Raw genomic sequence first — 13,005 nt, 5'->3', positions numbered from 1 at the left:
CCTCAGGGATAGTCGATGTCAGCTATGTGACGCGAGCAGGGCCGATATTAAGGGGGCGCACAAAATATTTTTCAGCGCAGACTTAATTGCGTCCACCAGTTGAAGTGGGTCTCGACCTTGATCGGCAAGACTTCTTGCAGCGAGCGCAACGCCTGATCGGTGTCGTCCAGCGGGAACACACCGCTGACCCGCAATACACGAGCCTGAGGGCTGATGCGCAAAATGCCGCGACGGTAGGGGCGCAACGCTTCGACGATGTCGCCAAGGGACTGATCACGAACTTCCAGCAGTCCGTCTTCCCAGACGCCTTCGCCTGCCTGCCGAGGATCGAGCGGCCGTAGCCCTGACTCGCCAAGTTGCGCGCCCTGACCCGAGGTCAGCTCCAGGCGCGCACCTGCGGGGTCGGTGAGTTGTACGCGCGATTCCTGAACCCATACCTGCACGCCCTGTTCGCGAAGCGTGACCGTGAAGCGGGTACCCAGTGCCCGGATTTCTCCAAATCGGGTCTGTACTATCAGCGGGCGCAAAGGGTCGGCGGCCACCTGAATGCTCAATGCGCCTTCACGCAGGATCAGCCTGCGCTCGCGGACGCTCATGGCCAGGTCGACGCGGCTTTGAGCGTTAAGCACCACGCGGCTACCGTCCTCCAGCACGAACGGACGGCGCTCGGCAAAGCCGCTCTGCAGATCGCTGCTTATAGCGGGCAGCAGTCCGGCGCGTTGCAGCCACCAGCCACCCAGCCCTACACCTACTACACCCAGAGCGCCGCGTAACAAGTGTCGGCGACTGCTGCCAGCATTGCTCAGCACCTGATGGGATACTTGCGGCAGATCGTTGAGTAGTGAGCCCAATCGCTGCGCCAGCTTTTGCCAGGCGTCACGGTTTTCCTCACTGCTGCGTAACCATTCCTCAAAGTGTTGCTGATCTGCCGTGCTCATCTGTCCCGAGCGTTGCAGTGCGAGCCATTCAATGGCCTGTTTTACTGCGGGCGGCAAGTGGCTGCTGGTCATCGACTTTCCAGCGCCAGGTAACAGAGGCTCAGCGCTTTGACGATGTATTGATGAACCCGTGGTGCCGAAATACCCAGGCGCTGGCCGATTTCGGCGTAGGTCAGGTTGTCCAGCTGGCTATACAAAAAAGCGCTGCGCCCGATCGGCGACAGGCCATCCAGAATCCGGTCAAGTGCGCTGAGCGCTTGCAGCGCCTGAGCCTGTTCTTCGGCGGACGGCTCATGAGCCAATGGTTGCTGAGCCAGAACTTCCAGATAGGCGCGCTCCAGATCCCGGCGGCGCCAACTGGCAAAAATCAGCCGCTTGGCAATCGTCGTCAGAAGGGCCCGCGGCTCGTTGATGCCCGATGGGTTGGGGAGTGCCACAACCTGCGCGAAGGTTTCCGACGCCATATCATCCGCGTCATGGCGACAGCCCAGGCGTGCGTGCAAGCGGGTTAACAGCCAACTGTGATGATCACCGAACAATTGGCGCAGGACACGGTTGCGCGCGGTCAATTGCTGAGCATTAAGGGGAGTTGAAGACATGATCTGATAGTGCTAATGACAATTATTATCAAATAATGACGATTAGCTAATCCTAATGCAACCACGCGCGTTTCTCTGCATCCTGCTCAGCATGTTGAGGGTCGCCGTAACATCTTCTACGCTCACTGTTTAACCGCGCTTTGAGTGCGTTGGAACGGGCAGATTCTCTGCGTGCCATAGCGTCTCGGGAGGTCGATATCAATGCGTATCTTGATCGTTGGAGCGGGGGCCATCGGCGGGTATTTTGGTGGACGATTGCTGGAGGCGGGGCGCGATGTGTCCTTTTTGGTACGGCCAGCCCGGGCCGACGAACTGGAACGTGATGGCCTGATTATCCGCAGTCCTCAAGGCAACATCTTGTACCCGTCGCCGCCCTGCGTGCTGAGTAACATGCTCGACGGTCCCTATGATTTGATCATCCTGAGCTGTAAAGCCTATGACCTGGACTCGGCCATGGACGCGTTTGCGCCGGCGGTCGGCCCCGACACGGCCATTCTGCCGTTGCTTAACGGCATGGCCCATTTGGCGCGTCTTACGGAGCGGTTCGACAGCGTCAATGTGTTGGGCGGTCAGTGCCTGATTTCTGTGGATCGCAGTACCCTGGGCACTATCTTGCATCTCAATGACAGGCATCAGTTGTCGTTTGGCGAGCTTGATGGTGCATCGTCTCCGCGCATCCTGCGGGTTGCCGAGGCCCTGGCAGAGGCGGGCTTCGAGGCCAATCTCAGTCAGCACATTGTTCAGGACATGTGGGACAAGTGGTGTTTCATCGCGACCCTTGCCGGGATCACGGGGGCCATGCGCGCCAGCCTGGGGGATGTTCTGGAGGCGCAAGGCCTGCCACTGGTGGTGAAACTGTTCGCAGAGTGTTGCGCCATCGCTGACGCGCAGGGCCATCCGTTGCAGGAAACGGTTCGTCAGCGTTACCTGAGCATGCTGACGGCTTCAGGATCGAAGCTGAGCGCGTCGATGTTGCGCGACATGGAGCGCGGCGCATCGATAGAAGTGGAGCATGTTTTGGGTGATTTACTGGTACGTCGGGAGGCCCAAGGCCTGGAGCTGTCGTTATCTGTTCTGGGTTTTGCCTATACGCATTTGAAGGCTTACGAGGTACGCCGTCTGCGTGAGCAGGCATAGCGGTTGAACTGGAAGTGGCGAATCTTCGCCAATGAGTCTTTGCAGTCAGAGAGGTGTTCCATGCCGGTCAAGCACGATTTGTACGCAGATCTGAAGCTCACTCGGGAGCAAGTCGCCGAGCGCCGTAATACGGATAAAAAGCTCAATCACTTGCTCGACGATTACGCTCGGATTGATAGCGAGGTTCTGGACGCAGAATCTGGTCCAGCGGGGGGAATTGGTGATTATCAGTTAAAGAAACTGAAGGAGAAGAGGTTGCTGATCAAGGACAGCATTGTTCAGCGTGTAGAGTCCCCAGAGTGAGAACGAGTCGCCTGTATCGTCCGGATGTGGTCTGGGCCGCATCCGGACGGTACAGGCGATGCAAATCTCGACTAACCCAGCCCGGAAGACATGTCCACCGTTGAACCCTGCTGAGCTGTGCCGGCAGGCTGCGCCGACTTCACCTCATCGACTACGCCCTTCGCTTCTTGCGCTACTTTTTCATAACCTTCGCTCGCGGTCTGTTTGACTTTCTCGGTCAAGGTATCGCTGGCCTGGCCCATTATCTGGTTCTCCCGCTCGGTCGCTGGCAATGCCGCACCCAGGGCCGCGCCTAATGCAATGCCGATTGCCGCCAGTGCCAATGGCTGCTCGCGCAGCATATAGGTCAGGCTGGATTGCACGTTTCGGGTTTGCTCATGCAGAGAATCACCAGCGTCATGGCTGCCCTTGTTCAAGCGCTCTCCCGTGACCGAGAGTTTTTCACTGACCTCGTCTGACACCTTCCCGGCTTTTTCCTTCATGCGATGCGCAGTCTCTTCGATTCTGGATTTGGCACTGTCGAAGGTGTCCGTCACGCTGTGGGCCATGTCACCGATGCGCTCACCCAGATTGCCGAGGCTGGATGGCCCGTTGGGGGAGGCGCTGCGGTTCTGTCCCATCATCAGCCATAACAGCCCGACCGAAGTAAGCACTGTTGGCAGAGGATTGGTTTTAACCGTATTGCCTAGATTGCTGAAAAACTCGCCGCCGGTGCCTTTGCCATAGCTCAGTGCCTGGTCAAGCAACTGTCCTGGGGAAAACTTGCCTTCCAGTGCGTCAACGATATTACCGATGCTCGAACGTTGCGCGTCGATCTCCCGCTCAAGCGTTTCCGGGCTTTTGTGCGAATCACTGTCAAAGCTTTCCGGGGTGTCGAATGTGCTGTCGATACTCATGAGACTTTCCTCTGGATGGCGTCCTTGTCTTTTTGCAGGGAGCTGACGGTGCGCTCAGGTGTCAGATTTGACGCGTCGAATTGCTTCTTGCCGGACTGGATCATGATGAAGCCGATGGCCATGGCGACGACCCCGACGATCAACGCGGCAAGCCATGGCTGCATGAGGTTGGCCAAGGCGTAAACCGCCGCCAGCAGCACAATGACCAGCCCGGCCAGCATGACCACTGCGCCACCGCTGACGGCCGCAACGCCCGCTTTTGCGGCGTTGATCGACTCTCTGGCTTCCGCTTTGGCTAACGCCAGCTCTTTGCTGAGCAGGGCCGGAACTTCATGTGCCAACTGGCGGATCAAACCCAGCGCCGAGGTATCGCCTTCCGGCGGTGTATTGGGAGAAGTGGTCATTGCACACCTCCTCGTGACAGCCCTTCTTTATTCCGGGCAGCCTCGGTCAGATCGTCATCGGACATACCTCCATTCGGCCCGTCCGGAATGGCGGCCCCTGACGCAGCATCAGGCGTAGCGCTTCGGTCGACAACGCCGGGCCTGCCACTGTGATAAACATCGCCCATGTGGGCATGGGCAACGGGAGGCACATGATCTGCTTCGACAATCGGGCTCGACTCTGTCTGATAATCGCTGCCCAATTCATCGTTTGGCCTTACGGGCCTTGTGTCGGGCGGCTCTGTGGGGGACGCCTCGGTAGGGGACTGGCCCGAATTGGAAGCCTTGAGAAAGCGCGACAAACCAAAGCCTAATGCCACGCTGCCGGTGACAAACAGCGCCGGATTATCCCGAGCCAGTTTGCCTGCCTGTTGCAGCAGTTCATCGATGCTTTTACCGCGCAGATTACCGGCCAGCGTAGTCATGTTCTGAGCAAGGTCGGTCACGTAGTGAGAAAGCCCCAACGTGTCACCATCCTGCATCTGCTCGGCGGCAGACTGAGCGGAGTGGGCCAGGTTTTCGATCTGATCGACGGCCGTGTCGCGATATTGCTCAAACTGAGCTGAGCCATGCTCCTTGGCGCTGTTGATCGCTGTGACTGCGTCTTCTTGCAAATGGTGCAGGTGATCCTGCGGCGGGTCATTATTCTGGTTTGTGGTGCCGGTCGGGTTTTGCGACGTTGTGTCCATTGTTATTCACCGTTTTGCTGTTCATGAAAATGAAGAGCGTGCTTGGCTCACAACTGACTACGGGCTTTGCATCGATCCTTGTGTTCATGGGGTTGAGTGAGGATTTTCAGCAGGAGTTCTAGGTGGCGGACAAGTGGTCGTAAGCGGCGAATAGCCACATATTGAGCGCCGCGGAGGCTTGTGAGGACTGGAGGCTATAAACGTAGGGGAATAAAAAACGGCGTCCGAAGACGCCGTGGCCGACCTGCCTGATATGAAGCAACCCGGTTTGAATAGGGGGAACGATCAGGTCATTGTGGGTCTTGGTTCGGGGCAAGTTCTGCCTGGATGCGTTTGTAGATTTCTTCACGATGCACAGAAACATTTTTTGGTGCGTTGATGCCCAGGCGTACCTGAAGGCCCTGAACGCCCAGAATCGTGACGGTAATCTCGTCACCAATGTTTATGCTTTCGCCTACTTTGCGGGTGAGTATCAACATAATCGTTTCCTTGATGGCCTCTCAGCAGGAGGCTGGCGTTTGCCTTTGCGTGGTAATAGTTGCCGAGTACATCCAAATGCGTCCATCAATATGACGTTACAGGTGTGAATTTAATTCCCTCGGTACATTTTTCTGTCATCAAGGCCGGTTACCGACCCGATGAGCGCGCCAATTCTGCCTGTTTTTGTTAGCAAAAGCCCGTATTTAGCTGCGCGGCTGGACACCTTTCTGTTCAGAGCGTGAAGCGTGTACCTGAGCGGCAGCATTTTCCCGCAACACATCAAGGTATACGACTGCATATCTCCGATTGAATATCAGCGTAGGCGTAACTTCAGAGATACGCTGGAATCTTCGGAAAGTATTGATGGAAATCGCTACAGGGTGCGTAGGAATACGGTGTTGGTGGGGTCAGATAGGTATGAACTTGCGCGGAGATTTGCGTCGGGCGACACGGTTGAGCTTTACGAGAGTAAACGTGGGTCAAGCGGGGAAGGGGCGTTGCGGCAGTTCAAGAGGTTTGGCGTGTACGCCGTAGGACCGATTGTTGAAGGCCGGCGAAGTGAGCCGGCCCACAACAGAAGTGCTAGATCAAATCACCATCGACAACAACATGATGAAGATCAAACCGACCACTGACAGAATGGTTTCCATCACCGTCCAGGTCTTGAACGTCTCGGCCACAGTCATATTGAAATACTGCTTCACCAGCCAGAAACCGGCATCGTTCACGTGGGACAGAATCAACGACCCGGCACCCGTGGCCAACACCAGCAACTCACGGTTAACGCCCGGGATCAGACCAATCACTGGTGCCACAATGCCCGCACCGGTAATGGTAGCCACCGTCGCCGAGCCCGTCGCAATACGAATCACCGCAGCTACCAGCCAGGCCAGCATGATCGGGTTGATCTGCGCCTGCACCGCCATGTGGCCGATCAAGTCGCCCACACCGCTTGCGACCAGCATTTGCTTGAAGCCACCGCCTGCACCCACGATCAGTACGATAGCGGCCACTGGTGTCAGGCTCTGATCCAGCAATTTCATGATTTTCGTGCGATCAAAACCACGAGCGGTACCGAAGGTGTAAAACGCCAACAGCAAAGCCGCGAGCAGGGCAGTGATCGGGTGACCGATGAAGTCCATCCAGATGCGGAAAGTATTGCCTTCAGGCAGTACGACATCAGCGAAGGTCTTGAGCAGCATCAGGAACACCGGCAGCAGAATAGTCACCAGCGTGATGCCAAAACTTGGCAGGTTGGTCGCGGTCGACTCTTTGCCAATCTGCTCCATCAACTCTTGCGAAGGGGTGCCCGGTACGTATTTGGAAATCCATTTGCCGTAGATAGGGCCCGCAATAATTGCAGTAGGCAGCGCAACCAACAGACCGTAGAAAATAGTCTTGCCGATGTCAGCACCAAAGATCCCGATGGCCAGCAGTGGGCCCGGGTGTGGCGGGACCAGGCCGTGGACGGCGGACAGACCGGCCAGCAGCGGGATGCCGATCTTGACGATGGACACGCCGGTACGACGAGCAACGATGTAGACCAACGGAATCAGCAGCACGAAGCCGATTTCGAAGAACAATGGGATGCCTACCAGAAAGGCGGCAAACATCATTGCCCAATGCACACGCTGTTTGCCGAACGAGCGGATCAGCGTTTGTGCGATCTGATCGGCACCACCGGAGTCCGCCATCAGTTTGCCGAGCATGGTGCCCAGGCCGAGGATAATGCCGACGAAGCCCAGCACGCCGCCGAAGCCGTCCTGAAATGCTTTCATGACCTTGTCCACCGGCATGCCGGACGTCAGACCAAGGAAGCCTGCGGCAATCGTCAACGCGACGAAGGGGTGAACCTTGAATTTGGTGATCAGCAGGATCAGGCCGATGATCGTAACCACCGCGTCGACCAACAGGTACGTCTCGTGTGTCATACCGAACATGGATGTCTCTCCGGTTATCTTTATTGTTTATGGAGCTACGGCTAAACGCTGTCGTTCCACTATTTTCAGCACATTTCTATGCAAGACAGCGCTGTCTTTCGCGCTCACGCCTTTAGCTGGCTATGGACGCTTTCCACCAGTTCGCCGCTTGAGTGCTGATGTCGTCGACTGACTGGCCAGCATCAACCACAAGCGTTTTGTCCTCGCCATACGGCGGCTCGAGCGTTGCGAACTGACTGTCGACCAGACTGGCTGGCATGAAGTGACCCGGGCGGTGGGAGCAACGTTCTACTGCCATCTCCTTGGTCAACTCCAGAAATACAAAGCCTAGACCAGGCACAGCTTTACGCAGGCGTTCGCGATAAATGAGTTTGAGGGAGGAGCAGGTCAGGACCGGACGTTCGCCATTGCTCAGAGCTTTGGCCATCTCCTGGCCCAGCGTTTCCAGCCAGCCAGCACGGTCCTCGTCGTTGAGAGGGTGGCCGTCGCTCATCTTCTTGATGTTTGCGGGAGGGTGGAAGGCGTCGCCTTCGATCAAGCGGCCTCCGCTTTTGCCAGCGATTTCAGCACCTACGACACTTTTGCCGCAGCCCGAAACGCCCATGATCACCAAAGCGGAAATAGCAGAGTTCGCAGTTGTCACAGTAGGCCACCTTAGCTGGAGACAGCGCTGTCTTTGTCGGCTAGGACATAAAAACAGCAAGAGCTGGGTCCAGTTCTTGTCATTGTTTTGAATGCATCGGTCATCATCGGACGTTACTCCAAGTCAATAAAATGACTGAAAGCATTGGCAGGGTCGATGAGACAGCGCTACCTTAGAGCCCATTAGATGCCTTTGGCAACCCCTTGCAGAAAGCGTGATAACTACTGCGCTCGACAACCCAATGTTAAAAACAGTCGAAAAATGCTCATTTAGAACACCTGGACTCCGCTTTTTCGACTGTTATTGCCTTGTCTTGTCATCGCTCGCTACGTTCTCACGCGGTCTGCCTGCTCATCCTTATGTAGTTGGCAACGCATGACACGCATTGGTTCCCGCTCTACTGGCCGTCCAACCCTCAACGAAGTTGCACGCCAGGCTGGCGTTTCGCCCATTACCGCTTCCCGCGCGTTGCGCGGAGTCAGTACCGTTGCCCCCGAGTCCGTAGAAAGAGTTCGCGCCGCGGCGCTTGCACTGGGCTATGTCGCCAATCCGGCAGCGCGGGCTCTGGCGTCTTCGCAAAGCCAGACCGTCGTGGTGCTGGTGCCGTCGCTGTCGAATCAGTTGTTTATCGAAACGCTGGAAGCGATTCAGAACGTCCTGCGCCCACGAGGCCTGGACGTCGTGATCGGCAATTACCATTACTCTCCGGAAGAAGAAGAAAACCTGCTGCGCAACCACTTGGTAAACAGGCCGCGAGGGCTGCTGCTCACCGGCTTTGATCACACGCCGGCTTTGCGTCAGCTGCTGGTCGCGAGCGGTGTGCCCTGTGTGCACATGATGGAGCTGGATCCCCTGCGCGCGGCTTACTGTGTAGGTTTTTCGCAGGCCCTGGCGGGCGCGGAGGCGGCACGGCATCTGTTGGGGCGCGGCCGTAAACGACTGGCGTACATCGCAGCCCAACTCGACCCGCGTGTCATGCAGCGTGGCGAGGGGTTTCGTCAGGTCCTGGAGGAGCAAGGCCTCTACGATCCGACCTTGCAGGTAATGACGCCGCAGCCTTCGTCAATCGCGCTGGGTGCCGAGTTGTTCATGCAGTTGATGACGAAGCACCCGGATGTAGACGGGGTGTTTTTCTGCAACGATGACCTTGCGCAAGGCGCAGCGCTGGAGGCCTTGCGTCGCGGTATCAGTATTCCGCAGCAAGTGTCTCTGGTGGGTTTCAATGATCTGCCCGGATCGGCGCACATGGTGCCGCGTCTGACCTCTATCGCTACGCCGCGGCAGGAGGTCGGGCAGCGCGCCGCGCAACTGTTGTTGGGCCTGATCGATGGTGTCGCGCAGAAACCCCAGGTGGACCTGGGGTTTGAGCTGGTGGTGCGCGAAAGCTCTTGAGTAGGAGCTGTGTGGCTTATCAGTAGCCGTTGCGCTTGAGGATGTTTTCCATGCTTTCTTTGGCTGGGCGACCGTAGAACTTCAACAATTCCGAAGTGCGATTGGTGAAGAAACCATCGACGCCGTCCTGGCTGATTTGTTTGAAGTCAACTTCGTCATCTACGGTGTAGGGATGCACAACCATGCCTTTCTCATGAGTTACGTTGTTCATCCACGGCTTGACCAGGTCCATGTAGCTCTGATCGCCACCATTAGTGAGCTTCGCTGAAGGACCGGTACCGATTGCGCCGTGCGCCTTGGCCCAATCAACCCAGGCGACGAACTCTTCCTGGGTTTTCGGCTTCTGAGCGCCATAGTAAGTGGCTTTGTCTTTAGCGCCTGAGTCTGCGAAGGTGACATCGGATTCGGGTTCGATAGAGCCTTTGCCAATCCAAAGCAACAGCACCTTCGGCACCTGCGGCATTTCTTTCTGCAACAGCACCAGGCTTGGTTTCTCGAAGGTTTGCAGAACCACACGACCGGGCATTTGCGCAACGTTTACGTAACCTGGGGCAGCGGCGGGGCGGGTGTTGAGCCAGCCGCGTTTGGCGAGCACTTTTTTGAGGTCCGCTTCGATACCGGGAAACTGGCTCGGCGCTTTGGTTTCGATGTACAGGCCTGGCTTGTTCTTGCCGCCTTCAGCGATATCGATCACTTCTTCCAGCGTCAGAATCTGCAGGCCTGCGTAGGCTTCCCGCGCGCGGTCCGGGTGAGCCTTGTTGAACCAGCTGCCCGCATCCAGCTGCTTTACTTCATCCAGAGTGAAGGTGTTCAGCGGGTCTTTGACTCGCTTGGGAAAGACTTGCGCGATGTTGGTCGTGCGCTCCAGGGTGTCATCGTGCAGGGCGATCAATACACCATCCTTGGTGCGCTGAATATCCATTTCCAGATAGTCCGCGCCCAGGTCCCGAGCCACTGTGTACGCAGGGATGGTTTCTTCCGGGGCGTCATAGGAAGCGCCGCGATGGGCAATCACTGCGGGCCACGGCAAGCCGATTTTTGCGCTCAGCGCTTTGCCCGGCGCTTCGGCCGAGATTGCTGGTGCTGAGGCTATCATCAAGCCCGCCAGCATGCTGCCGGTCAGAAGGCTGCTCAAGGGCGTCTTGAGGAGCAGCGTTTTTGAAATTCCTTTCAGCATGGTCTCGATAATCCTTCTTTTTGTGATCATTGGTGATCCGGTCGATCATTGCCTGCAAAACCTGATACAGAGCTTTAACAGCCTCTGATTCACCCGGCAAGTGCGGCGTCGTTCTGTGACTGTTGATGTCGTTACCGGAAGGTAGCTGAATGCCGTTATTTCTGTAGGAGCTGACGAGCAACGCGAGGCCGCGAAAGCGTCCTGTCTGATCCACCGCCATCGCGGCCTCGCGCTGCTCGTCAGCTCCTACAGGTTCGGTGCGGGTTCTGGATATGCAGGAAGCTGGCGAGCCAGAAAACAATCCCCAGTTGATCAGCCTTTTGTTGCAGCGCAATGAAGTCCGGCGCTGCAAACAAAAATGCCAGTCAGGGTGAGCTGACTGGCATCGGGCATTGCGTCGGTTACTTACAAATCATCAAAGAACCGTTCATGCCAGTCCACCAGCGGCTGTGGCGAGTTGAGCTTCTGGCCGTAGATCACCGAGTAGGACAGGACGTTCTGCACGTACTGACGGGTTTCGTCGAACGGAATGCTTTCTACCCAAACGTCAAAGGCCAGGTGATTGGCACCTTTGAGCCACTGCCTGACGCGCCCGGGGCCTGCGTTATAAGCAGCGGAAGCGAGCACCCGATTGCCATTGAACTGGGCGTGGACCTGGCTCAGATAGGCTGCGCCAAGCTGGATATTCTTATCCGGGTCCAGCACTTGCTGCGGTGAAGCCAGCGGGATGCTGAACTTACGCGCAGTTTCCTTGGCGGTGGCAGGCATCAGTTGCATCAGGCCGCTGGCGCCGACACCCGAGCGGGCATCGTCCATGAAGGCACTTTCCTGCCGTGTGATCGCAAACACCCAGCTGGAGTGCAGGCCGCGAACCTTGGCTTCACGGACCAGCGTATCGCGGTGTGCCATTGGGAAGCGGATATCCAGATCGTCCCAGTACTGCGCCTGGCTGATGGTGCGGATGGCCGGGAAGTACCATTTCAAGTCGTAGGCCAGCTTGGCCTGGGCAACCATTTCATCACGATTGAAGTGGCGGCTGACGTGGTACCACTCGCGGCGGCCGTCGACGATCTGCCCGCGAGCATGGAACTCCAGCGCCCGACGTACACCCGGTGTGTTGCGAACCTTGTTGATCAGCGCCTGGCTGAGCACCAACGGTTTGTTGTTGATCTGATAAGAACTCTGCGTCCGGTCTGCTGCCAGGAAGCCATAGAAGTCACGCTCCTTGGCGACGTCCTTATAGAGGGCCGGGATCAGCGGGCTGTGCGGTTGGGCCAGCTCCAGCGAGCGGGCTTCCCAATAACGCCAGCGATTGGTGTCGGCCAGGTCTTTGGGCAGACGACGGCTGAGTTCATAGGCATCTTCCCAGCGACCGAGGCGCAGCAGCAGGCGCAGACGCCATTCGGTGACTGTGTTGTCTCGCAGGTCCGGGTCGTACTTGGTCATGACTTCAAGCGCGCGACCGTCGTAACGGCGTGCCAGAGTCAGGCCGATTTCCTTGGCGATCTGCACTTGCTCCTCATGGGAGAAGTGCATCTTTGCCGAATAACCGTCGAGCATTTCCATGGCTTTCTGCGGGTCTTGCTTGGCCAGACGGCGCAGGCCCAGCCCCACAACGTCGGACATCGCTTCGTCGACAGGGGAGAACTGCGCCGGATTGTTGAGCATCTCCGGTTTTTTGGCGATTTCCAGCAGCAACTTGCCCTGTGGTGCAAGGCTGTTGAGGCTGTTAACCAGCGTGGTCGCTAAAGGATAGTTGCCGGCCTGTGCGGCGAGCTTGGCTCGCTGCCAGCGTTTCTGTTCCGGGAGTTGCCCGTCAGTGGCCCATTGGGCAAAGAAACCGTCACACGCGGCAGGCAAGCTTTTGCCCGTCATCCAGAGCTTTTCAGCGCTGGCGTAACCTTCGGCTTTCTTGCCGTGGCCTAACAGATACTGGCCATACAGGCAGTCGAGCTCCACGAAGTTCATCTTAGGGTCGTAATACTTGACGAATGTTGCCCAGTCGCCCCGTTCAGCCAGCCAACGCAACCAGCGTAATTTCATCCAGTTGGCTTGTGGCAGGTCGCCGTGCTCGGCGAGGAATTTCTCGATCTCCGGATTACTCGCGGTCTTCAGGCGGGCCGTGAGCTCGTCGTAAGCCAGATAAGGCTCGAGAGGATAATCCGCGAGTGCCGCAGCATAGGCCCGATAGGGGCCGGTATCGCCTTTGGCCAAAGCGCTTTTGGCCACATCGTAATACTGACGCTGTTGGTTGAGATCTGCGGCGTAAACAGTTTGAGCCGCAGTAGCAGAGAGGAGCATGCAGGAAAAAAGGCTGAACAAGCGACTGCGCATGAGACTTCCGAGCAGATGAATCGTGAAAAGTGTC

General features: G+C 57.2%; 14 protein-coding genes. 3 read left to right on the top strand and 11 right to left on the bottom strand.

The window, feature by feature from the left end; genetic code table 11:
* Positions 1-71: 71 nt before the first annotated feature.
* Together ABRP31_RS17195 and ABRP31_RS17190 are read right to left on the bottom strand one after the other, a co-directional pair.
* Entirely contained in the window at positions 72-1,010 is a 939-nt protein-coding gene (locus ABRP31_RS17195) for a FecR domain-containing protein (protein ID WP_349969449.1), read from the bottom strand.
* Entirely contained in the window at positions 1,007-1,537 is a 531-nt protein-coding gene (locus ABRP31_RS17190) for a sigma-70 family RNA polymerase sigma factor (RefSeq protein WP_349969448.1), read from the bottom strand. The genes ABRP31_RS17195 and ABRP31_RS17190 overlap by 4 nt, the downstream gene beginning before the upstream one ends.
* 201 nt (positions 1,538-1,738) lie before the next feature.
* Between ABRP31_RS17190 and panE the strand changes: the two genes are divergently transcribed.
* Together panE and ABRP31_RS17180 are read left to right on the top strand one after the other, a co-directional pair.
* Positions 1,739-2,674: a 2-dehydropantoate 2-reductase gene (panE, locus tag ABRP31_RS17185; RefSeq protein WP_349969446.1), complete on the top strand. Its 936-nt coding sequence runs from the start codon at positions 1,739-1,741 to the stop codon at positions 2,672-2,674.
* A gap of 60 nt (positions 2,675-2,734) precedes the next feature.
* Positions 2,735-2,977 (top strand): DUF465 domain-containing protein, encoded by a 243-nt coding sequence (locus ABRP31_RS17180; protein ID WP_349969445.1) that lies wholly within the window; start codon positions 2,735-2,737, stop codon positions 2,975-2,977.
* 71 nt (positions 2,978-3,048) lie between these two features.
* Here ABRP31_RS17180 and ABRP31_RS17175 read toward each other — a convergent pair whose 3' ends face one another.
* The 6 genes from ABRP31_RS17175 to ABRP31_RS17150 form a co-directional block, all read right to left on the bottom strand.
* Complete coding sequence (locus ABRP31_RS17175) at positions 3,049-3,873, bottom strand: DUF3618 domain-containing protein (protein WP_349969444.1); 825 nt, start codon at positions 3,871-3,873, stop codon at positions 3,049-3,051.
* Positions 3,870-4,277: a phage holin family protein gene (locus ABRP31_RS17170; protein WP_349969443.1), complete on the bottom strand. Its 408-nt coding sequence runs from the start codon at positions 4,275-4,277 to the stop codon at positions 3,870-3,872. The genes ABRP31_RS17175 and ABRP31_RS17170 overlap by 4 nt, the downstream gene beginning before the upstream one ends.
* Complete coding sequence (locus tag ABRP31_RS17165; protein ID WP_349969442.1) at positions 4,274-5,005, bottom strand: hypothetical protein; 732 nt, start codon at positions 5,003-5,005, stop codon at positions 4,274-4,276. The genes ABRP31_RS17170 and ABRP31_RS17165 overlap by 4 nt, the downstream gene beginning before the upstream one ends.
* A 290-nt stretch (positions 5,006-5,295) precedes the next feature.
* A complete protein-coding gene (csrA, locus tag ABRP31_RS17160; protein ID WP_002554157.1) occupies positions 5,296-5,484 on the bottom strand; it encodes a carbon storage regulator CsrA in 189 nt (62 codons plus the stop codon).
* Between the two features lie 588 nt (positions 5,485-6,072).
* The gene (locus ABRP31_RS17155; RefSeq protein WP_349969441.1) at positions 6,073-7,425 is read right to left on the bottom strand and encodes a GntP family permease; all 1,353 of its coding nucleotides are present in this window, start codon (positions 7,423-7,425) and stop codon (positions 6,073-6,075) included.
* 112 nt (positions 7,426-7,537) lie between these two features.
* A complete protein-coding gene (locus ABRP31_RS17150) occupies positions 7,538-8,029 on the bottom strand; it encodes a gluconokinase (RefSeq protein ID WP_087265282.1) in 492 nt (163 codons plus the stop codon).
* Between the two features lie 414 nt (positions 8,030-8,443).
* Here ABRP31_RS17150 and ABRP31_RS17145 point away from each other — a divergent pair, with 414 nt between their 5' ends.
* The gene (locus tag ABRP31_RS17145) at positions 8,444-9,460 is read left to right on the top strand and encodes a LacI family DNA-binding transcriptional regulator (protein WP_349969440.1); all 1,017 of its coding nucleotides are present in this window, start codon (positions 8,444-8,446) and stop codon (positions 9,458-9,460) included.
* 19 nt (positions 9,461-9,479) lie between these two features.
* Here ABRP31_RS17145 and ABRP31_RS17140 read toward each other — a convergent pair whose 3' ends face one another.
* The 3 genes from ABRP31_RS17140 to ABRP31_RS17130 are packed head-to-tail and all read right to left on the bottom strand — an operon-like array spanning position 9,480 to position 12,971.
* Entirely contained in the window at positions 9,480-10,556 is a 1,077-nt protein-coding gene (locus ABRP31_RS17140; protein ID WP_349969439.1) for a glycerophosphodiester phosphodiesterase, read from the bottom strand.
* Positions 10,447-10,989, bottom strand: a complete 543-nt coding sequence (locus ABRP31_RS17135; protein ID WP_349969438.1) for a hypothetical protein — start codon at positions 10,987-10,989, stop codon at positions 10,447-10,449. Before ABRP31_RS17135 ends, ABRP31_RS17140 begins: the two co-directional genes overlap by 110 nt.
* A gap of 53 nt (positions 10,990-11,042) precedes the next feature.
* Positions 11,043-12,971: a transglycosylase SLT domain-containing protein gene (locus ABRP31_RS17130; protein ID WP_087265108.1), complete on the bottom strand. Its 1,929-nt coding sequence runs from the start codon at positions 12,969-12,971 to the stop codon at positions 11,043-11,045.
* Positions 12,972-13,005 lie beyond the last annotated feature (34 nt).

The sequence above is a fragment of the Pseudomonas caspiana genome, from assembly GCF_040224095.2.
Classification (GTDB): domain Bacteria; phylum Pseudomonadota; class Gammaproteobacteria; order Pseudomonadales; family Pseudomonadaceae; genus Aquipseudomonas; species Aquipseudomonas caspiana.
Note: the sequence above shows the minus strand (reverse complement) of the source record. Positions and strands in the feature narration are given on the sequence as shown.